Annotated in this window: 16 protein-coding genes and 1 rRNA gene; 15 read left to right on the top strand and 2 right to left on the bottom strand. The window is 63.2% G+C overall.

What is annotated here, in order from left to right:
• The first annotated feature begins 132 nt into the window (after nt 1–132).
• Nucleotides 133–246 (top strand): 5S ribosomal RNA (gene rrf, locus L0U80_RS13185).
• Between the two features lie 235 nt (nt 247–481).
• On the opposite strand, the gene L0U80_RS13180 is transcribed toward rrf, so the two are convergent.
• Complete coding sequence (locus tag L0U80_RS13180; protein ID WP_233864750.1) at nt 482–1675, bottom strand: M20 aminoacylase family protein; 1194 nt, start codon at nt 1673–1675, stop codon at nt 482–484.
• A 167-nt stretch (nt 1676–1842) separates the two neighbouring features.
• Between L0U80_RS13180 and L0U80_RS13175 the strand changes: the two genes are divergently transcribed.
• Nucleotides 1843–3921, top strand: coding sequence for a molybdopterin-containing oxidoreductase family protein (locus L0U80_RS13175; RefSeq protein ID WP_233864748.1), 2079 nt, complete (start codon nt 1843–1845; stop codon nt 3919–3921).
• Nucleotides 3922–4101: 180 nt separating this feature from the next.
• Complete coding sequence (locus L0U80_RS13170) at nt 4102–5775, top strand: long-chain fatty acid--CoA ligase (protein ID WP_233864746.1); 1674 nt, start codon at nt 4102–4104, stop codon at nt 5773–5775.
• A gap of 231 nt (nt 5776–6006) precedes the next feature.
• Here the strand turns inward: L0U80_RS13170 and L0U80_RS13165 are convergent, their stop codons facing one another.
• A complete protein-coding gene (locus tag L0U80_RS13165) occupies nt 6007–7194 on the bottom strand; it encodes a porin (RefSeq protein WP_233864745.1) in 1188 nt (395 codons plus the stop codon).
• A gap of 296 nt (nt 7195–7490) precedes the next feature.
• Here L0U80_RS13165 and coq7 point away from each other — a divergent pair, with 296 nt between their 5' ends.
• The 12 genes from coq7 (at nt 7491) to murC (ending at nt 21634) form a co-directional block, all read left to right on the top strand.
• The gene (gene coq7 / locus L0U80_RS13160) at nt 7491–8153 is read left to right on the top strand and encodes a 2-polyprenyl-3-methyl-6-methoxy-1,4-benzoquinone monooxygenase (RefSeq protein ID WP_233864743.1); all 663 of its coding nucleotides are present in this window, start codon (nt 7491–7493) and stop codon (nt 8151–8153) included.
• A 389-nt stretch (nt 8154–8542) separates the two neighbouring features.
• Nucleotides 8543–8971 carry a division/cell wall cluster transcriptional repressor MraZ gene (gene mraZ, locus L0U80_RS13155; protein WP_124153589.1) on the top strand — a complete coding sequence of 143 codons (429 nt, stop codon included), beginning with the start codon at nt 8543–8545 and terminating at the stop codon, nt 8969–8971.
• Nucleotides 8972–8988: 17 nt separating this feature from the next.
• Nucleotides 8989–9942 (top strand): 16S rRNA (cytosine(1402)-N(4))-methyltransferase RsmH, encoded by a 954-nt coding sequence (gene rsmH, locus L0U80_RS13150; protein WP_233864741.1) that lies wholly within the window; start codon nt 8989–8991, stop codon nt 9940–9942.
• Nucleotides 9939–10295 (top strand): cell division protein FtsL, encoded by a 357-nt coding sequence (gene ftsL, locus L0U80_RS13145; protein ID WP_233864739.1) that lies wholly within the window; start codon nt 9939–9941, stop codon nt 10293–10295. The genes rsmH and ftsL overlap by 4 nt, the downstream gene beginning before the upstream one ends.
• Nucleotides 10292–12184 (top strand): peptidoglycan D,D-transpeptidase FtsI family protein, encoded by a 1893-nt coding sequence (locus L0U80_RS13140; RefSeq protein WP_233864737.1) that lies wholly within the window; start codon nt 10292–10294, stop codon nt 12182–12184. Before ftsL ends, L0U80_RS13140 begins: the two co-directional genes overlap by 4 nt.
• Nucleotides 12181–13740 carry a UDP-N-acetylmuramoyl-L-alanyl-D-glutamate--2,6-diaminopimelate ligase gene (locus L0U80_RS13135; protein ID WP_233864735.1) on the top strand — a complete coding sequence of 520 codons (1560 nt, stop codon included), beginning with the start codon at nt 12181–12183 and terminating at the stop codon, nt 13738–13740. Before L0U80_RS13140 ends, L0U80_RS13135 begins: the two co-directional genes overlap by 4 nt.
• A complete protein-coding gene (locus L0U80_RS13130) occupies nt 13737–15149 on the top strand; it encodes a UDP-N-acetylmuramoyl-tripeptide--D-alanyl-D-alanine ligase (RefSeq protein WP_233864733.1) in 1413 nt (470 codons plus the stop codon). The genes L0U80_RS13135 and L0U80_RS13130 overlap by 4 nt, the downstream gene beginning before the upstream one ends.
• Nucleotides 15150–15169: 20 nt before the next feature.
• On the top strand, nt 15170–16339 hold the full coding sequence (gene mraY, locus L0U80_RS13125) for a phospho-N-acetylmuramoyl-pentapeptide-transferase (protein ID WP_233864731.1): 1170 nt from the start codon (nt 15170–15172) through the stop codon (nt 16337–16339).
• Between the two features lie 33 nt (nt 16340–16372).
• A complete protein-coding gene (murD, locus tag L0U80_RS13120) occupies nt 16373–17887 on the top strand; it encodes a UDP-N-acetylmuramoyl-L-alanine--D-glutamate ligase (RefSeq protein WP_233864729.1) in 1515 nt (504 codons plus the stop codon).
• Complete coding sequence (ftsW, locus tag L0U80_RS13115; RefSeq protein WP_233864727.1) at nt 17884–19146, top strand: putative lipid II flippase FtsW; 1263 nt, start codon at nt 17884–17886, stop codon at nt 19144–19146. The genes murD and ftsW overlap by 4 nt, the downstream gene beginning before the upstream one ends.
• A complete protein-coding gene (murG, locus tag L0U80_RS13110) occupies nt 19143–20243 on the top strand; it encodes an undecaprenyldiphospho-muramoylpentapeptide beta-N-acetylglucosaminyltransferase (protein WP_233864726.1) in 1101 nt (366 codons plus the stop codon). The genes ftsW and murG overlap by 4 nt, the downstream gene beginning before the upstream one ends.
• Entirely contained in the window at nt 20240–21634 is a 1395-nt protein-coding gene (gene murC, locus L0U80_RS13105) for a UDP-N-acetylmuramate--L-alanine ligase (RefSeq protein ID WP_233864725.1), read from the top strand. The genes murG and murC overlap by 4 nt, the downstream gene beginning before the upstream one ends.

The following is a 21634-nucleotide window of genomic DNA, read 5'->3' as shown; positions in this document are numbered from 1 at the left end:
GAGAAGCGCGTACAGGTTGAGATCACGTGTTGTGCCTGAAACAACACAACCCCAATTCAGCAACACACACTCTTTACGCTTCTTCCCGATTGGCTGTGGCGCACCATAAATGCGACGCAGCAACCCGTCATGCCTGATGACCATAGCGAGTTGGTCCCACCCCTTCCCATCCCGAACAGGACCGTGAAACAACTCCACGCCGATGATAGTGCGGATTGCCCGTGTGAAAGTAGGTAATCGTCAGGCTCCTTATGCTGTAAAGTTCGAAACCCCGGTGTCTCCGAAAGAGCGCCGGGGTTTCGGCGTTTATGCGCCGGTGAAGCCACTCCGGAGCGATACGCTGAAGCGCAAGACCGTAGCGGACGTACCGCGGCGCAAGCCCGGGACGCTGGGCCTGCCGGTCGCGCCGTGAAACCGGAAACGGAAGCCGCAATAAAAAGCCGTCCCGAAGGACGGCTTTCGCTCCTGGAATCAGGACACACTATCCCTGTGCAAGAAATTTCGTCGCCAGTTGCACCCAATATGACGAGCCAACCGGCAACAGTTGGTCGTTGAAGTCGTAACTCGCGTTGTGCAACATGCATGGCCCCGCGCCGTGGCCCGCATCGCGATGACCGCCGTCCCCGTTACCCAGAAACGCGTAGCAACCCGGCTTCTCGAGCAGCATGAACGAGAAATCCTCGGAGCCCATAGTCGGTTCGACGTTGGCGTTAACGCGCTGCTCGCCAACTACCTCTCGCATCACCTCCGCTGCAAACTGCGTTTCCTTGCTGCTGTTCACCGTCGGTGGATAGTTGCGGTGGAAGGTCACTTCGACTGAGCACTCATAGGCCTCGGCTGTGCTTTCAGCGATTTTGCGCAACCGCGATTCGATCAGATCCAGCGTCTGTGTCGTAAAGGTGCGGACCGTTCCGGCTAACCACGCTTCATTCGGCACGACGTTCATCGCATCGCCGGCGTGAATCTGCGTAATTGACAGCACCGCAGTGTCGAGCGGCTTCTTGTTGCGCGTGATGATGCTTTGTAGTCCATTGGCGATCTGAACCGCAGTGAACACAGGATCGCGTCCATAATGCGGCAGCGCAGCATGCGATCCGACGCCATTGATCACAATCCGGAATTCGTTGCTCGACGCCATGATCGGGCCTTCGGTCACTCCGAAGTGCCCAGCCGGCATTCCCGGCCAATTATGGATACCGAAGACGGCACCGACCGGAAAACGCTCAAAGAGCCCATCTTCGATCATGGCTTTCGCGCCCGCGCCACCCTCTTCTGCGGGCTGGAAGATAAACACCACCGTCCCATCGAACTGACCGTGCTTCGCGAGATACTTCGCGGCGCCGAGCAGCATCGCCATATGGCCATCGTGCCCGCATGCATGCATCTTTCCCTCGTTCTGCGAGCGATGTTCAAACGAATTCTGTTCGTGGATCGGCAGCGCATCCATGTCGGCGCGCAGACCAACCGATCGCGTGCCATTGCCCCTTTTGAGTACACCGACCACGCCGGTTTTACCCATCCCGCGATGCACCTCGATCCCCCATTCGGTCAGCTTCGACGCGACGAGCTCGGACGTGCCGGTCTCTTCATAACGCAGTTCGGGGTGCGCGTGAATCGTTCGTCGGAGTGTCTGGATTTCGCCGTGGGCGGACTGGATTTCCGGGATCAGTTTCATGGCGGACGGTGCGTTAGCAGTTGAGCATCCGGGATCGAACCGGGTCGGGACTAATCATTCTACGCCCACGCCTTTTTTTTGCGAGACCGCATGGGCGCGCGAGAGCGCTGCCCCGACCATACTAAAATCGCAACACCGAAACACCTCTTTGATTTGAACTAGTCCCCATGAACGCATCAGCCGATTTCGCACGCGCGGTTTGCCCTCACGATTGTCCCGATACGTGCGCGATGCGCGTGACCGTCGAAGACGGCCGCGCGATCAAGGTTATGGGTGACCCCGATCACCCGCCGACGCAGGGCGTGCTCTGCACGAAGGTGAGCCGCTATGCCGAGCGCGTACATCATCCAATGCGTTTGACCCAGCCGATGAAGCGCGTAGGCCGCAAGGGAGAAGGGCGTTTCGAGCCGATTAGCTGGGAAGAGGCGACCGAAATCGCGGCGTCGCGGCTCGGCGAAATCGCGGCACGCGCGTCCGAGGCGATTTTGCCGTACAGCTACGCGGGCACCATGGGGCTCGTGCAGGGCGACAGTATTGCCCAGCGGTTCTTCCACAAGCTCGGCGCGTCACGGCTAGATCGCACGATTTGCGCCGCAGCGGGGGCTGCCGGCCTGCGCTATACGTATGGATCCAGCGTCGGCATGCACATGGAGCATTTCGCCGAAAGCGAAGTAATCCTGATTTGGGGGGGTAACCCGATTGCGTCGAATCTGCACTTCTGGACGCGAGCTCAGGATGCAAAGCGTAACGGCGCAAAGCTGATCGCTATCGATCCGTACCGCTCGCTGACTGCGGAGAAGTGTCACCAGCACATCGCGTTAAAGCCCGGCACGGATGGTGCGCTCGCGCTCGGCATGATGTATGTGCTGATTACCGAGAACCGGCTCGATCACGATTACCTTGCTGCGCATACGCACGGCTACGAGGCGCTCAAGGCGCGTGCGCTCACCTATACGCCGTCGCGTGTGGCCGAAATCTGCGGTATTGACGAGCAGGTCGTCGTTGATCTTGCCCGTCTCTATGGCTCCACACGCAAAGCGGCTATCCGCATGAACTACGGATTGCAGCGCGTGCGCGGCGGCGGCAACGCCGTGCGCGCCATTGCCTGCTTGCCCGCGCTCACCGGTGCATGGCGCGAGCGCGCGGGGGGCGTGCTGCTCTCGTCCTCGGGATGGGCGAACATCGACGCAAACGCACTCCAGCGTCCCGATCTGATCCCCGGCTGGCCGAAGCGCTTGCCGCGCGTGATCAACATGAACCAGATTGGCAATGCGCTCACGCATGCGGGCGATGCCGCGTTCGGCCCGAAGATCGAGGCAATGGTGGTCTACAACTCGAATCCGGTGGCGGTCGCGCCTGATTCACGTACGGTTGCGGCGGGCTTCGCGCGTGAGGATCTCTTTACGGTTGTGCTCGAGCAGTTTCAGACCGACACGGCTGACTACGCCGATCTGTTGCTGCCCGCGACGACGCAACTCGAACACCTCGATGTACACAAGTCATACGGCCATACGTACGTCATGGCGAATCTGCCCGCGCTCGCCCCGGTGGGCGAGGCGCGCCCAAACACGGAAATCTTCCGGACGATCGCGCGCAAGATGGGTTTGACCGAGCCTGCGCTCTTCGAGGCAGACGAAGACGTGGCAGCGCAAGCGTTCCACTGGGACGATCCGGTGTTCGAGGGCATCGACTGGACGTCGCTGAAGGCGAATGGCTGGGCGAAGCTCAACGTTGCCGATGCCCCGTTCGCCAATGGCGGTTTTCGCACGCCGTCGGGCAAGTGCGAGTTTTACAGCGACGCGCTCGCGAAAATGGGTCTTGACCCACTGCCTGATTACATCCCGCCGTATGAGTCGGCGGACGGCGCGCCCGAACTCGCGGCCCGCTATCCGCTCGCGATGATCTCGCCGCCCGCGCGCAATTTCCTCAACAGCACGTTCGTGAATATCGAAAGCCTGCGTGCGACCGAAGGCGAGCCGCATGTCGACCTCAATCCCGCCGACGCGGTCAGCCGCGGCATCGCGGATGGCGACGAAGTACGCGTCTTCAACGATCGCGGCTCGATGCGCGCGCGCGCACGCGTGAGCGACCGCGCACGCGAGGGCCTCGTAGTCGGCTTGTCGATCTGGTGGAAGAAGTTGTCCGCGGACGGCCGCAACGCCAACGAGGTCACCAGCCAGGCGTTGACCGACCTGGGTGGCTCGGCGACGTTCTACGACTGTCTTGTCGAAGTCGAACGCGTCTGATCCGGACCGAGGCCAGTACACACGCCGAACCCGGCGCCAGCACCCGTACGCCTTTTTTCGCGTGCGGCGTCCGTTCGAGCCGAGTTTCTAACTTGCTGATTTGCGGGCTAAAACCGGACGCTTCCGTGCTACGATCGACTTTTTAGCACGACCATTCGAAAATTTTGGAGGCGACCCGGCATGCAAAAAGTCTGGCTGAAATCGTATCCCCCCGGCGTTCCATCGGAAATCGATCCGGGCCGCTATGCGTCGATTACGGCGCTGCTCGAGGAGAGTTTCAGCACTTACAGGACGAAGCCCGCCTTTGCGTGCATGGGCAAGGAGATTACTTACGGCCAGCTTGACGACATTTCACGTCGGCTTGCGGCCTGGTTCCAGTCGCGAGGACTCGCGCGTGGCGCGCGTATCGCGATCATGATGCCGAATGTCCTGCAGTACCCGATCGCGTTGGCTGCGATCTTGCGCGCGGGCTATGTCGTCGTGAACGTGAATCCGCTCTACACACCGCGTGAGCTCGAACATCAACTGAAGGACAGCGGCGCTGAGGCGATCGTCATCCTCGAAAATTTTGCATCGACGCTCGATGCGGTCGTCGCCAACACCAGCGTCAAGCATATCGTGGTCGCCTCGATGGGCGATCTGCTCGGTGCGAAGGGCTGTCTCGTCAATTTCGTCGTACGTCGCGTCAAGAAGATGGTGCCCGCGTGGACCCTGCCGGGCCACGTGCGCTTCAGGGATGCGATCGCTGCCAATGCCCCGTCGGCATTCAAGCCTGTCGATCAGACGGGAGACGACGTCGCGTTTCTGCAATACACGGGCGGCACGACCGGCGTCTCGAAGGGCGCGACGCTGCTGCATCGCAATCTGATCGCGAACGTGCTGCAATCGGCTGTGTGGACCGAACCCGGCATGGTGGACCTGCCGGCCGGCGCACAGATGGTGACGGTGGCGGCGCTCCCGCTCTATCACGTGTTTGCGCTGACCGTGTGCGGCCTGTTGTCGATGCACACGGGCGCCCTCACCATCTTGATTCCGAACCCGCGCGACATCGCGGGCATGATCAAGGAGCTGCACCGCTACGCGATTACGACGTTCCCCGCGGTCAACACGCTCTACAACGCGATGCTCGATCATCCGGACTTCGGCAAGCTCGACTTGTCGAAGCTGCGGGTCGCGATTGGCGGCGGCATGGCGGTGCAGGAGGCCGTTGCGAAGCGCTGGTATGAGAAGACCCATACGCCGATCGTCGAGGGATACGGTCTCTCTGAAACGTCACCCATTGTGGCGTGCAATCCGGCGACGGTGACCGAATACACCGGCACGATCGGCTTGCCGATGCCCTCGACCGAAATCTCCATCCGCGACGATGCAGGCAACGAACTGCCGATCGGCGAAGCGGGCGAGATCTGTATTTGCGGGCCGCAGGTGATGGCGGGCTACTGGCAGCGGCCGGACGAAACGGCAAAGGTCATGACGCCGGATGGCTTCTTCAAGTCGGGTGACGTTGGGGTGGTGGACGCGCGCGGCTACGTGAAACTCGTCGACCGCAAGAAGGACATGATTCTCGTCTCGGGCTTCAACGTCTATCCGAATGAAGTCGAGGATGTCGTCGCGAAGCTGCCCGGTGTGTTCGAGGTGGCCGCGGTGGGCGTGCCCGACGCGCACTCGGGTGAGGCGGTGAAGCTTTTCGTCGTCAAGAAGGACCCGGCGCTCACCGACAAGGACGTCCTCGACTTCTGCAAGAAGGAGCTCACGGGTTACAAGCGACCGAAGATCGTCGAGTTCCGTAGCGAGTTGCCGAAGAGTAACGTCGGCAAGATCCTGCGTCGGCAACTGCGCGACAGCCACGCTTGAGCGCCACGCCCGGCGCCGCGCCTTTTGAGGTGCCGGCGACCGGCCACCATCGTATTTCCAGCCATCGCAGAAACGGCCCGATCAGCGCAAGCCGATCGGGCCGTTTCGCTCATAGGCTGCCCGTCCACGTTTCGTCAGTGCGTGCGATCCGGAAGGCCCGGCACCGCGCGCCGCCAAGGCAAAGAAAAAAGGCGCCCGGAGGCGCCTTTGAGAGTGAAACGACTCTTCTTGTTAGAACTTGTGGCGGATGCCGACACGCGCCGTGAACTGGTTCGGGCCGCTCGATGCCGTCAGGTTGTTGATCGCAGCGACCGCAGCGTTTCCGGTCGAGTCCGTGCCCGTAGCGTGCTGATAAATGCCGATGACGTAGACGTCCGTGCGCTTCGACAGGAAGTAGTCCGTGCCGATCTGGTACTGGAAGTACTTCGCGCTGCCCGTGCTCGTTCCGTTCGCGTTCGCGACGCTGCCGCGGTCCACGTAGTCGAACGCGAGGCCGCCCAGCAGAGCCGGCGTGAACTGGTACTTGAAGTTGACTTCGGCGTTGTTGAACGTAGCGTTCGTGCCGCGTTCAAAGTTCGTCGTTCCGTTCGCGCCGAGGTTGCGGAAGCTGACGTTCGAGTAGTTCAGGCCAAACGTCGCAGCACCGAACGTGTAGTTGCCGGCTACGCCGATCACCTGGTACGTGTTCGCGTTGATGAAACCCGAATACACCGGCGACTTGATCGCGCCAGGCGTCGACGTCGAGGTGTTGTTACCCATCAGGCCGCCGGCATTCGACGGCGTGCGTGCATTCAGGTAGGCAGCGGCAAGAGACAGCGGACCGTTGTTATAGCTGCCGCCCAACGACCAGGTCTGGTTCTGCGTGAAGTTGCCCGCCTGGCCACCCAGGCTGTACATGCCACCGAACTGCAGACCAGAGTAGTTCACGCTCGTGAACTTGATGGCGTTGTTGGTACGGAAAGCGTTGTTGAAGTTGTCGAGGTCACCCGGCTTGGCGCCGATGTAACCGCTCCATTGGTCAGCTGCGATCAGCGGTCCGATGTAGTCGACGACGGAGTCGTACTGACGACCCAGCGTGACCGAGCCGAACTGCGAGCTGCTCAGGCCGACATACGCCTGGCGGCCGAAGAGCAGGCCGCCCAGGCCGATTGCGCCGGTGCCCAGATCGAAGCCGTTTTCGAGCACGAAGACTGCCTTCAGGCCACCACCGAGATCTTCGGCGCCGCGCAGGCCCCAGCGGCTGCCTTGCATGACGCCGCTCGACATGTTGTACAGGTGAGCGCTGCCAGTAGCGGTTTTGACGTTCGTAACGAGGTTGACGCCCTGGTCGATGATGCCGTACAGGGTGACGCTGCTTTGTGCGTGAACGACACCGGCGAACGTGCCCAGTGCGGCGAGTGCGAGAAGCGACTTCTTCATTGTGAAGGTGTCTCCAGTATTTGCGTATCTTTTTAATCAGGGCCGATTTTTGTTGGATATGGGGCCCTGCAAGTAAATTAACTTCGCGAGAAGTTCACCCTAATGTAACAAACCGCTTAACTGGGACAAAGGGGAAATCCGGCCGCTTCTAAGTACATGTTTCGTTTACACAACATGGTCTAAAATATGCGGTTAATATCAGCGCTGCCCCTGATTGACGGCGCTGTGGAAGTTCTTGTATCGGCGAAAGACAGCCTGTTATTCGCCCGACGCTTGTGCATCGAAAGGGAGGTTGGATGACGCTTGATGAGTTGATTACCGAATTTGACCGGGGCCTGCGCTCCATCACTGGCGTTTCCCGCATGACGCGGCCTATGCCGATGCCGTCCGCGTTGCCGGCGGCGAGCGAATCCGCCGAAGGCGCCCCGCAGGCCGCCACGGAACTCACGCAGGCTGAGCGTGCGCATGCCGCCGGGTTGATGCGCGTGAATCACGTTGGCGAGGTTTGCGCTCAGGCCCTCTATCAGGCGCAGAAGCTGGCCACGCGTTCGCCCACGCTCAAGGCGTCTTTTGGACAGGCCGCGCTGGATGAGGAGGATCACCTCGCGTGGACAGCACGCCGCCTCCAGGCGCTCGAGTCGCGTCCCAGTTTGCTCAATCCGCTCTGGTATGCGGGGGCGCTCGCAATCGGTCTCGCTGCCGGCCGTTTCGGCGACAAGGTCAGTCTCGGTTTCATGGCTGAGACCGAGCGGCAGGTCGAGCATCATCTCGACGGCCACCTCGAAAGCCTGCCGGCCGCCGACGTCGAGTCGCGTGCGATCGTCGAGCAGATGCGCGTCGACGAAATCGCTCACGCGAAGGCGGCAACGGACGCAGGCGGCACCGAGCTGCCGCTGCCGGTGCGTTCGCTGATGCGTGCAGCATCGAAGGTGATGACCCGTACTGCGTATTACATTTAATGCATTCAATTGGGGTGGCGCACTGCGCCGCCCCGGTTTTCAGCACACTAGTCCGTTTGGCTTGTCCCGCGCTTTTGTCCCCGCCGAATCCCACTCTGCTCGCGGTTTTCCCTCCGCTTTTCACGTATCACCTTCACAACCTGCGTTAGTGCATTAATTAATAACAGTTTTTGTTTTTTCATTCGACTTTCAGAAGTGCCGCTAAGTCTTTGTTCTAAAGGGCAAATCTCGTTAAAAAACACCCCGCGTCCCTTGACCCTCGTGGGGCGTTACTCTAAAGTGGGAGACAGTGTGAGAAAGTGTATTTTCGTGTGATTTCGAGTGTCAGTTCGGGTAAATTTTTTTAAATTGGGACAGGCGACGAGCGGTCCCGGGTGAGGGGGAGCAAATTGTTCCAGGGGGCGTCAGCGCTAACACTCGATGCGAAAGGACGGATGTCGATTCCGTCGCGCTATCGGGACGCGCTGCAACAACAGGCAGAAGGGCGGGTGACGATTACCAAGCACCCGGACGGCTGCCTGTTGCTCTTTCCTCGCCCCGAATGGGAAGTATTCCGCGCGAAGGTTGCCGGGTTGCCAATGGATGCGCACTGGTGGCGCCGCATTTTTCTCGGCAATGCGTCCGATGTCGACCTCGACGGTGCGGGTCGCGTACTCGTTTCACCTGAATTGCGTCTCGCAGCGGGAATGGAAAAGGAAGTCATGCTGCTTGGCATGGGTAGTCATTTTGAGTTGTGGGATGCGCAGACGTACGCGGCCAAGGAACAGGCCGCGATGGCGCAGGGCATGCCCGACGCCCTGAAAAATTTCACGTTCTGATCGCGGTTTAAAGAGCTATGGCATCTGCGATGGGACAAGGATTGCAGCATCGCACGGTGCTGCTCGACGAAGCGGTCGATGCACTCGTCACGCGTGCGGACGGCGTCTATGTGGACGGCACGTTCGGGCGTGGCGGGCACAGCCGCGCGGTTCTCGCGAGGCTGTCCGAAGCCGGGCGCCTGATTGCGTTCGACAAGGACCCGCAGGCGATTGCAACGGCCGCGACGATCGAGGACTCGCGTTTCTCGATCGTGCACGAAAGCTTTGCTTCTCTGGGCGATGCTCTGGCGTCGCGTGGGGTAGGGCGTGTGTCGGGAGTGCTGCTGGATCTTGGCGTGTCGTCGCCCCAATTCGACGACCCGCAGCGCGGCTTCAGTTTCCGCGCGGACGGCCCGCTCGACATGCGGATGGACCCGACGCGCGGCGAGTCTGCCGCTGACTGGCTCGCGCGGGCCACGGTGCAGGAACTGACGGAGGTGATACGGGATTATGGGGAAGAACGGTTTGCTTTTCAGATTGCAAAGGCGCTTGTTGCTCGCCGGGCAGAATCCGACCGTCTCGGGCCTCTCGACAGCACGAGCGAGCTTGCCCAAATCGTGGCTAACGTCGTCAAAACCCGTGAGAAGGGTAAGGACCCGGCAACCCGCACCTTTCAGGCTATACGGATTCACGTCAATCAAGAGCTTGCGGAGTTGCAGGTAGTTCTAGAAGCGGCGTTGACGTCGCTGGAGCGGGGGGGGCGGCTGGTGGTCATCAGCTTTCATTCGCTCGAAGACCGCATCGTCAAGCGGTTCATGCAGGCGCACGCGAGTGCGCCTGCTGTCGATCGCCGCCTGCCGATTCGTGCCGTCGATCTGCCGAGCCCGCCGCTCAAGCTGCTTGGCCGTGTGTTCGCGAGCGACGCCGAAGTCGCGGCGAACCCGCGCGCCCGTTCGGCCGTGATGCGTATCGCGGAGCGCGTTACGCCATGAGCCGCCTGAACATCTTCCTGCTGATCGTCGTGATGGGTTGTGCGTTGTCGGTCGTCAATGCCACCAATCAGCAGCGTCAGTTCTTCATCCAGTTGCAGCGCGCGCAGTCGCAGGAGCGTCAACTGCAGCAGAACTACGCACAGCTCCAGTATCAGCAGAGCGCATTGTCGAGGTCGGCGCGCATCGAACAACTCGCCACCGACTCGCTCAAGATGCAGCCCGTCGCGACCGGACGCACGCAATATCTGACCCTCGCGCCCGGGGCGGCCACGGCCTCTGACGCACCGGTGCCCGTGCCGGCACCGGCCTCCTCCCCGGCCGCTACCTCCAGCCGTCGCGGAGGCACGCGATGAAAAAGGGCAATAGCCGCAAGAGCGTCGCCTTTTCGTCGAATCCGATCCTGTCCGTGCGCTTGCCGATGTGGCGCTCGAAGCTCGTCGTGTTTCTGCTTTTCATGGCGTTTGCTGCGCTTGCCGCGCGCGCGTTCTGGATCCAGGGCCCGGGCAACGCGTTCTATCAAAAGCAGGGCGAAAGCCGCTATCAGCGCACGGTCGAATTGCCCGCCACGCGAGGCAAAATCCTCGACCGCAACGGGCTCGTTCTCGCGACTAGCCTGCCCGTGCGCGCCATCTGGGCGATCCCTGAAGACGTGCCCGACGATCTCGGCGCCGACAAACTGACCCAGCTCGGCCAGTTGCTCAGCGTGCCGACGACCGACCTGCGCAAGAAGCTATCCGAGGGCAAAAGCTTCGTCTACGTGAAGCGCCAGGTGCCGCTCGACGTCGCCGCCAAAGTGGCGGCGCTCGACATTCCGGGCATCTATCAGCGTAACGAATACAAGCGCTTCTATCCCGAGGGCGAGGTCACGGCTCACCTGATCGGCTTCACGAATGTCGAGGACGAGGGTCAGGAGGGCGTCGAGCTCAGCAACGAAAAGATTCTCGAAGGCGTGTCGGGCATCCGTCACGTCATCAAGGACCGCATGGGCCACGTGGTCGAGGATCTCGACGAGCAGGTCGTGCCGCACGATGGACAGGACGTGCGCCTGTCGATTGACAGCAAGATCCAGTACATCGCCTATTCGAACCTGAAGGCCGCCGTGGAGAAGTTCAAGGCGAAGGCCGGCGCGGCCATGGTGGTGGACGTGCGAACGGGCGAAGTGCTCGCGCTCGTTAACTATCCGACCTACAACCCGAACGATCGCTCGCACCTCACCGGCGAGCAGCTGCGCAACCGCGCCCTGACCGACGTGTTCGAGCCGGGCTCGATCATGAAGCCGTTCACGGTCTCGCTCGCGCTCGATCTGCACAGGGTTTCGCCCACTACACTGGTGGATACGGGCCCGGGCCGCTTCATGCTGGACGGCGCGCAGATCACCGACGACAGTGCGTTCGGCGTCCTGACTGTGGGCGGCGTGATCCAGAAGTCGAGCAACATCGGCGCGACGAAGATCGCCATGACGCTCAAGCCCGAAGAAATGTGGAACATGTATACGAGCATCGGACTGGGCCAGGCGCCGAAGGTCGGGTTCCCCGGCGCGGTGGCGGGACGTCTGCGTCCCTGGAAAAGCTGGCGTCGTATCGAGCAGGCGACGATGTCATACGGCTATGGCCTTTCGGTGTCGTTGTTCCAGCTTGCGCGCGCCTATACCGCGATCGCGCACGATGGCCAGATTCTTCCCGTAACGATCTTCCGGCATCCGGGCGACGACCAGCAGGTCGCGGGCACGCAGGTCTTCGCGCCGACCACCGCGCGCGAAGTGCGCACGATGCTCGAGTCCGTGGTGTCGACGCAGGGGACCTCGCCGGATGCAGCGGTGCCGGGTTACCGGGTCGGCGGCAAATCAGGTACGGCGTACAAGCATGTGGGTCGCGGTTACGACAAGTCGAAGTACCGCGCGTCGTTCGTCGGCATGGCGCCGATGCCGAATCCGCGTATCGTCGTTGCCATATCGGTCGACGAGCCGACCGCCGGCAGCCACTTCGGCGGTCAGGTGTCGGGTCCGGTGTTCTCGAGCATCGTCGGCGATACGCTGCGCTCGCTGAACGTGCCGCCCGATATGCCTGTCAAGCAGCTCGTCGTCTCCGACGACAGCGCACAGGCGACGCCGCCGAACACGCCCGCATCAGGCGCCGCCGCGTCGCCGGTCAAGCGCGCTGCCGCCACGGCCAAGGTCGCTGCGGCAACCCGTCAACTGGCTGTTGCCGATAACGTGAAAAACCGTCCCGGAGTCGTCCGATGAGCGCCACGCGCACCCAGCATCCCGCGCACCGGCAGATCGCAGACGCCCTCGCGTGGCTGCGCGCGCGCGTCTCGCCGCAGGCCGACCTGCATGCCGACACGCGTTCGCTCAAAGCGGGCGACGTGTTCGTCGCGTATGCGGTCGAGGGGGCGGACAATCGCGGGCATATCGACAAAGCCATCGAGCGTGGCGCAAGCGCCGTTCTCTATCAGCCGGAAGGTTTCGCGGGGCGGGTTGACGCGTCGATTTCGCTCGCCGTGCCGCAGCTCGACGTGCTGGCGGGAGAGATCGCGAGCGGCTGGTACAGCGATCCGAGCGACGCGATGCTTGTGGTCGGTGTGACTGGTACCAACGGCAAGACGTCGTGCAGCCAGTGGGTCGCGTCGGCGCTTACGTCGATCGGCCAGAAGTGCGCCATCGTCGGTACGCTCGGTAGCGGTTTTCCGGGGCAGCTCGTTCATACGGGCTTCACGACACCCGACGCGTCGCAGTTGCAGCGCAGCCTTGCACATCTGCGTGAATCCGGTGCGCAGGCCGTGGCGATGGAAGTGTCGTCGCACGCGCTGCATCAAGGGCGCGTGAATGGCACGTTGTTCGATATCGCGATCTTCACGAATCTCACGCAGGATCACCTCGACTATCACCGCACCTTCGACGCTTACGAGGCCGCGAAGTCGCGGCTCTTCGCGTGGCCGGGGCTACGTGCAGCAGTGATCAACGCCGACGATGCAGCGGGCCAGCGCCTGATCGCCTCGACGCGCGGTCATGCGCGCACGATCGCTTACGGTGTCCAGTCGCCCGCTGACGATGCGCCGGTCGATAGCGTGTACGCGGATGCCTGGCTGCGCGCAACGAACGTGCGCGCGACGGCCACGGGCACGGCGTTTCATCTCGCGACGTCGGACTGGGGCGATGCCGACGTCGAGGTAGAAACGCTCGGCCTCTTCAACGTGAGCAATCTGCTCGGCGTGCTCGGCGCGCTGCTCGCGGCGAATGTGCCGTTCGTGGCAGCGCTCGGCGAACTTGCGAAGCTGCAGCCGGTGAACGGCCGCATGGAGCGACTGGGTGGCCGAGTCGAACATGACGAGCCGCTCGTCGTCATCGATTACGCGCACACACCCGACGCGCTCGAAAAAACGCTGGAGGCGCTGCGCCCGATCGCGGCGGCGCGTGGCGGCCAGCTCGTCTGCATGTTCGGCTGCGGCGGCGATCGCGACGCGACCAAGCGTCCGCTGATGGGCGCGATTGCGGAACGGCTCGCCGATCAGGTGGTCGTGACGAGCGACAACCCGCGCAGCGAATCGCCCGCCGCGATCATCGACCAGATCGCCGCAGGTATGCACGAGAGCGCGAAGATCCGCCGTATCGAGGACCGCGCGAGCGCGATCCTGCAGGCGGTGCGAGGCGCGTCGCGTGAAGACGTCGTCGTGCTGGCCGGCAAGGGCCACGAGTCGACTCAGGAAATCATGGGCAAGAAGCGGGCGTTTTCCGATCAGGACCACGCACGGCTTGCTCTCGCAGCCCGTGTCGCGCACGGGCGCGGAGGTGGTGAATGACGATGCTTTCCCTGCTCGATGCAGCGGCGTTGATTCCGGGCGCGAGTGTGCTCGGCGATGAGAACGCGACGTTCGAGCGTATTTCAACCGACAGCCGCACGACCGGTCCGGGCGATCTCTTCGTGGCGCTCAAGGGCGACCGTTTCGACGCGCACGATTTCCTGCCCGAAGTGGCGAACCGGCACGTGAGTGCGGTGCTGGTATCGCGCAGTCCAGGGGACTGGCGCATTCCGGCGCTGCGCGTGGACGACACGCGCACGGCGCTCGGTGCGCTCGCGCTCGGCTGGCGGCGGCGTTTCGCGCTACCGCTTGTGGCGGTGACGGGCAGCAACGGAAAGACGACGGTCAAGGAAATGATCGCGTCGATCTTCGCGGCGGCCGTGGGTGTTGAACAACGGCTCGCGACCGCCGGGAACCTCAATAACGACATCGGCGTGCCGCTCACGCTGCTGCGTTTGTCGAGCGCGCATCGCCTCGCGGTCGTCGAACTCGGAATGAATCATCCGGGCGAAACGAGCGTGCTCGCGCAGTACGCCGAGCCGACCGTCGCGGTGGTCAACAACGCGCAGCGCGAGCACCAGGAATTCATGGCAACGGTGGAAGCCGTCGCGCTCGAGCACGCAAGCGTGATCCACGCGCTGAAGCCCGAAGGCGTCGCGGTGTTTCCCGCCGACGATGCCTACGCGGGTATCTGGCGCGTCGCCGCGACGGGCTCGAAGGTGCTCGATTTCGCGCTCCATACTGAAGAGCGCGCGGTGGAGGCTGCGGTGACCGGCAAGCTCACGGGCAACCGCCTCGCGATCGCGACGCCTGACGGTCATCTCGAAGTCGAATTGCAGGTGCTCGGCGCGCATAACGCACACAACGCGCTCGCTGCTGCTGCTGCTGCGCTGGCATCGGGCGTTTCACTCGATGCGATTCGCCGCGGGCTAGAGGCGTTTTCGCCGGTGAAGGGCCGTCTGCAGGTGAAACAGGCGGCGCTCGGGGAACTTGCGGGCGCCACGGTAATCGATGACACCTACAACGCAAACCCGGACTCCGTGCGCGCGGCGATCGATGTGCTTGCCGCGAAGGCCGCGCCGCGTGTGCTCGTGCTCGGCGACATGGGCGAAGTTGGCGACAACGGTCCTGTGTTTCACCAGGAAGTGGGCGCGTACGCGAAGGAGCGTGGCATTGACGCGCTCTACACGCTCGGCGACGCAGCGCGCGACACGTCGGCCGCATTCGGCGCGAACGCGATGCATGCCGCCAATGTCGGCGAACTGGTGAACGCGCTGGCCGGAGCCGGTTACGGCAGCCACGCAACGATCCTCGTGAAAGGCTCGCGCTTCATGCAGATGGAGCGTGTGGTGGCGGCGCTCACGAATCCGCATAACCCTGCGTCGGACGCTGCGTCCGGCGCGCACTGAAATACAAAGGAATACAAGGCATGCTACTGGCGCTGGCGCAATGGCTGCAGAATGACGCAAGCTTCTTGCGCGTGTTCAGTTATCTGACGTTCCGTGCGGTGATGGCGACCATCACCGCGATGGCGATCGGCCTCTTCTGCGGCCCGTGGGTCATTCGCAAGCTGACCGCGATGAAGGTCGGCCAGGCCGTTCGCACGGACGGCCCGCAAACGCACCTCGTGAAGTCGGGCACGCCGACCATGGGCGGCGTGCTGATCCTGATGGGCATCGCAGTTTCGACGCTGCTTTGGGGCGATCTCACGAACCGCTTCATCTGGATCGTCATGCTGGTGACGTTCGGCTTCGGCATGATCGGCTGGGTCGACGATTATCGCAAAGTGGTCTACAAGGACCCGCGCGGTATGTCGTCGCGCGAGAAGTACTTCTGGCAATCGGTGATCGGTCTCTTCGCGGCGGTGTATCTCGCGTTCAGCGTATCCGAGGCGAACAACGTGCGCGTGTTCGATCTCTTCATGGCGTGGCTGCGCAGTGGCTTCTCGATGGGCCTGCCCGCACGTGCTGACCTCTTGCTGCCGTTCCTCAAGTCGATGACGTATCCGCTTGGCGTGTGGGGCTTCATCGCGCTCACGTATTTCGTGATCGTCGGCGCGAGCAATGCCGTCAATCTCACGGACGGTCTCGATGGTCTCGTCATCATGCCGGTCGTGCTCGTGGGTGGGTCGCTCGGCGTGTTCGCCTACGTGATGGGCAGCTCGGTTTATTCGAAATATCTGCTGTTCCCGCACATTCCCGGTGCGGGTGAATTGCTCATCTTCTGCGCGGCGATGGGTGGGGCAGGGCTCGCGTTCCTCTGGTTCAACACGCATCCCGCGCAGGTGTTCATGGGCGACGTGGGTGCGCTGGCGCTCGGCGGCGCCCTTGGCACCATCGCCGTGATCGTGCGCCAGGAGATCGTGCTCTTCATCATGGGCGGCATCTTCGTCGCGGAGACGCTCTCCGTGATGCTGCAGGTCACATGGTTCAAATACACGAAGAAGCGTTACGGCGAGGGCCGGCGCATCTTCAAGATGGCGCCGCTCCATCACCATTTCGAGTTGTCCGGCTGGAAAGAAACGCAGGTGGTCGTGCGGTTCTGGATCATCACGTTGATGCTGTGTCTGTTTGGTTTGTCCACTCTCAAGCTGCGTTGAGCAGTCCCATCGAGTAAGAAAGGGAAACAAGCGATGTTTGGCGAGAAGTTTCGGGATCGGCAAAAGCCGATGGTGCTCGTGCTGGGGCTCGGTGAATCGGGCCTCGCGATGGCGCGTTGGTGCGCGCGGCATGGTTGCCGCCTGCGCGTCGCCGACACGCGCGAGGCGCCGCCGAACTTGCCCGAGCTCGCGGCGCGTGGCGTCGACGCCGATTTCATCGGCGGCCCGTTTTCGACCGCACTGCTCGACGGCGTCGAACTCGTCGCGATCAGCCCGGGCCTCTCGCCGCTCGCCGCCGACCTCGTGCCGCTGATTGCAGCCGCGCGCGAGCGGGGCATCGAAGTCTGGGGCGAACTCGAACTCTTCGCGCAGGCGCTGCGCCATCTCGGCGAAAACGGCTACGCGCCGAAGGTGCTTGCGATCACTGGCACGAACGGCAAGACCACGACCACGAGTCTCACCGGCATGCTCTGCGAGCGTGCGGGTAAGCGCGTCGCCGTCGCGGGCAACATCAGCCCCGCGATGCTCGACAAGCTCGCCGAGGCGATCGATAACACCGCTCTGCCTGATATCTGGGTGCTCGAACTGTCGAGTTTCCAGCTTGAGACATCGCAAACATTCGCACCCGATGCGGCTGCGATCCTCAACATCACGCAGGACCATCTGGACTGGCACGGCGGCCTCGATGCGTATGCCGCCGCGAAAGGGCGCATCTTCGGGCCGCAGACGACGCGCGTGCTCAACCGCGACGACAAGCGCGTGATGAAGCTCGCTCCCGCAGCCGATAGCGCTGCTCGCGCGGTGACGTTCGGTCTCGATGAACCGCAGCGCGATGGCGACTATGGCCTCTTGCGCGAAAGCGGCATGCTGTGGCTCGTGGAAGCGCACGACCGCGACGCCTCTGACGAACCCGTTTCGCCGCGCCGGCGCAAGCAGCAGGACGCAGCGCCGGTGAACATCGGCCTCAAGCGCTTGATGCCCGCCGACGCGCTGCGTATCCGCGGCCTGCACAATGCGGCGAACGCGCTCGCGGCCTTCGCACTCGCGCGCGCGATCGACCTGCCTGCCGCGCCGCTGCTGCACGGACTGCGCGAGTACCGTGGCGAGCCGCATCGCGTGGAATTGATCGCGTCGATCGAAGGCATCGACTATGTGGACGACAGCAAGGGCACGAACGTCGGCGCGACGGTCGCAGCGCTCGACGGCCTCGCGCAGCGCGCGGTGCTGATCGCGGGCGGCGACGGCAAGGGTCAGGACTTCGAACCACTCGCCGAGCCCGTCGCGCGCTGGTGCCGCGCGGTGATGCTGATCGGCCGCGACGCGCCGCAGATCCGTACCGCACTCGAATCGACCGGAATCGTCATCGACGATCACCCGACGCTCGAAGCCGCCACGCGCGCCGCGACGGCGCTCGCGCAGCCGGGTGACGTCGTGCTGCTCTCGCCGGCGTGCGCAAGCTTCGACATGTTCAAGGGCTACGCCCATCGCGCGGCCGTGTTTCGCGACACGGTAGAGGAAATCGCCGCAGAGCGGGGGACGATGATATGAGCTGGTCCGAGCGGTTCGGTTCGCGTCTTTCGGGGCAAGGTGCAGGCGGCGCCTCGTCGAAGGGTTCGACGCGCGCAGGCGGGCTCGCAAGCGTCGTCAACGGCGTGCGGCCCGCGCGCTCGCGCATGCTGGACTACGATCACTCGCTCCTGTGGGCTGTGATTGCGTTGCTCGGACTGGGTGTCGTGATGGTGTATTCGGCGTCGATCGCCATGCCCGATTCGCCGAAGTACGCCTCGTATCACGACTACGCGTTCCTCGCGCGTCACATCGTTTCGCTCGTGGTTGCCGCGATTGCCGCCCTGATTGCATTCCGCATCCCCGTTTCGACGTGGGAACGCTATGCGCCGAAGCTGTTCATCATCTCGCTCGTGATGCTTGTCATCGTGCTGATTCCGCATATCGGCAAGGGCGTGAATGGTGCGCGTCGCTGGATTCCGCTCGGCATCACGAACATGCAGCCGTCGGAAATCATGAAGCTCGCCGTGACGATTTACGCGGCGAACTACACGGTGCGCAAGCAGGAATACATGCACAGCTTCGCCAAGGGATTTCTGCCGATGGGGTTCGCGGTCGGCGTCGTGGGTGCGCTTCTGCTGCTCGAACCCGATATGGGTGCGTTCATGGTGATCGCCGCGATCGCGATGGGCGTGCTGTTCCTCGGCGGCGTGAACGGCAAGCTGTTTGGCGGGCTCGTTGCGACGGCGGTCGGCACCTTCACGGTGCTCGTGTGGGCATCGCCGTGGCGTCGTGAACGGATCTTCGCGTATCTCGATCCGTGGGATGACCGTTACGCCCAGGGCAAGGCCTATCAGCTCACGCACTCGCTGATCGCGTTCGGACGTGGCGAGTGGTTCGGCGTGGGACTCGGTGGCAGTGTCGAAAAGCTCAGTTATCTGCCCGAAGCGCACACCGACTTCATCCTCGCCGTGATCGGCGAGGAACTCGGCTTTGTGGGCGTGCTGGTCGTGATCCTGCTGTTCTACTGGATCGTGCGTCGTTCGTTCGAGATCGGCCGCCAGGCGCTCGCGCTCGATCGCACGTTCGCGGGGCTCGTCGCGAAGGGTATTGGCGTGTGGTTCGGCGCGCAGGCGTTCATCAATATGGGTGTGAATCTCGGTCTGCTGCCGACCAAGGGTCTCACGCTGCCGCTCGTGAGCTACGGCGGTTCGGGCATTTTGCTCAACTGCGTCGCGGTGGCGTTGCTGCTGCGTGTGGATTATGAAAACCGGGTGTTGATGCGCGGAGGCAAGGTATGACCACGCCGCGCACACTCATGGTGATGGCCGGCGGCACCGGCGGGCATGTATTCCCGGGGCTCGCGGTCGCGCATCGCATGCAGTCGTGGGGCTGGCGTGTGGTGTGGCTCGGCAATCCTGCGGGCATGGAAGCGACGCTCGTGGCGAAGCACGGCATCCCAATGGAATTCGTGCGTTTCGGCGGCGTGCGCGGCAAGGGCATCAAGACGAAGCTCATGCTGCCGCTCAACCTGCTGCGCGCGTTCACGCAGAGCCGCGCGGCGCTGGCTCGCGTGAAGCCCGATGTCGTGCTTGGCATGGGCGGCTACATTACGTTCCCGGCGGGCGTGATGAGTGCGGTTTCGGGCGCACCGCTCGTGCTGCACGAGCAGAACTCGATTGCGGGTCTCGCGAACAAGGTGCTCGCGAAGCTCGCGAAGCGCGTGCTCGTCGCCTTTCCGGGCGCGCTGCCGCACGCCGAGTGGACCGGCAACCCGATTCGCGAGGAACTCGAACACGTCGACGAACCTCATGCGCGCTACGCGTCGCGAAGCGGCCCGTTGCGACTGCTCGTGGTGGGCGGCAGCCTCGGTGCGGCGGCGCTCAACGAAGTCGTGCCGCGTGCGCTTGCGCTTATCGCGCCGGGTGATCGTCCGTTCGTCGTGCATCAGGCGGGCGCGAAGCACATCGACGCATTGAAGGCGAATTACATCGACGCCGGCATCGAGCCGGGCGAAAACGCGCAGCTCGTGCCGTTCATCGACGACATGGCGCGCGCTTATCACGACGCAGATCTCGTGATCTGCCGCTCGGGTGCGATGACCGTGGCCGAGATTGCGGCGGTCGGTGTGGCGGCGTGCTTCGTGCCGTTCCCGTTCGCCGTGGATGACCATCAGACCACCAACGCTGCGTTCCTCGCCGACAAAGGCGCGGCGCGCGTGGTGCAACAACGCGACCTGACGGCGGAATCGCTCGCCGACTGGTTGCAGCAACAAACCAGAGAATCGCTGGCAGAAATGGCAGGGCGCGCACGCGCGCTCGCAAAACCCGACGCCGCCGATCAGGTCGCAAGCATTTGCGCGGCCGTAGCGGGCGCAAGTCCGGGAGGAAAGCAATGAAACACATCGTTAAACAGATCCATTTCGTCGGCATCGGCGGGGCGGGCATGAGCGGTATCGCCGAAGTGCTCGTCAACCTCGGCTATCAGGTGAGCGGCTCGGACCTCACGAAGAACGCCGTCACCGACCGGCTCGCCGCGCTCGGCGCGCGCATCTCGATCGGCCACCACGCTGAGAACATCGAAGGCGCGAACGCCGTGGTCGTTTCGACCGCGGTGCGCAGCGACAACCCTGAAGTGCTCGCGGCGCGCCATCGTCGCATTCCGATCGTGCCGCGCGCGGTGATGCTCGCGGAACTCATGCGCCTGAAACAGGGCATCGCGATTGCGGGCACGCACGGCAAGACCACGACGACCTCGCTCGTCGCGAGCGTGCTGGCGGCGGGCGGACTCGATCCGACCTTCGTGATCGGCGGGCGTCTCATCAGCGCGGGCGCGAATGCACGCCTTGGCACGGGCGACTTCATCGTCGCGGAAGCCGATGAGTCGGACGCCTCGTTCCTGAATCTCTTCCCGGTGATCGAAGTCATCACGAACATCGACGCCGATCACATGGACACCTACGGGCACGACTTCGCGCGCCTGAAGCAGGCGTTCATCGAATTCACGCACCGGCTGCCGTTCTATGGCATCGCGGTGCTGTGCGTCGACGATCCGAACGTGAAGGAGATCCTGCCGTTCGTGTCGAAGCCGATCATCCGATACGGGTTCGCGTCCGATGCGCAGGTGCGCGCGGTGAACGTCGTTGCGCGCGACGGCAAGATGTACTTCACAGCGATGCGCGAAGATGCGCCGTCGCTCGACATCGTGTTGAACCTTCCGGGTACGCACAATGTCCAGAACGCACTGGCCGCGATTGCGATTGCGACCGAACTCGAAGTGAAGGACGCGGATATCCAGCGCGCGCTCGCCGAATTCAACGGCGTGGGTCGTCGCTTCCAGCGCTACGGCGAAATCCCGGTCAACGGCGGCGGCACTTACACGTTGATCGACGACTATGGCCATCACCCGGTGGAGATGGCCGCGACGATCGCGGCGGCGCGCGGCGCGTTTCCCGAGCGCCGCCTTGTGCTGGCGTTTCAGCCGCACCGCTATACGCGCACGCGTGACTGCTTCGAAGATTTCGTGAGAGTGCTGTCGACTGTCGACGCACTCGTGCTGACTGAGGTCTACGCCGCCGGCGAAGCGCCGATCGTCGCCGCCGATGGCCGCGCGATCTCGCGCGCGCTTCGTGTGGCCGGCAAGGTCGAGCCGGTGTTCGTCGAGACGGTGGACGAGATGCCGGACGCGCTCGCTGCAGTGGTGCGCGACGGCGACGTGGTGATTACGATGGGCGCGGGTTCGATCGGCGGCGTGCCGGGTCGGATCGCAGCTCAGGAACAGAAGGTGTGA

The organism is Paraburkholderia adhaesiva (assembly GCF_021390575.1).
Taxonomy (GTDB): Bacteria; Pseudomonadota; Gammaproteobacteria; order Burkholderiales; family Burkholderiaceae; genus Paraburkholderia; species Paraburkholderia adhaesiva.
This window is presented reverse-complemented; position numbering and strand designations above follow the sequence as displayed.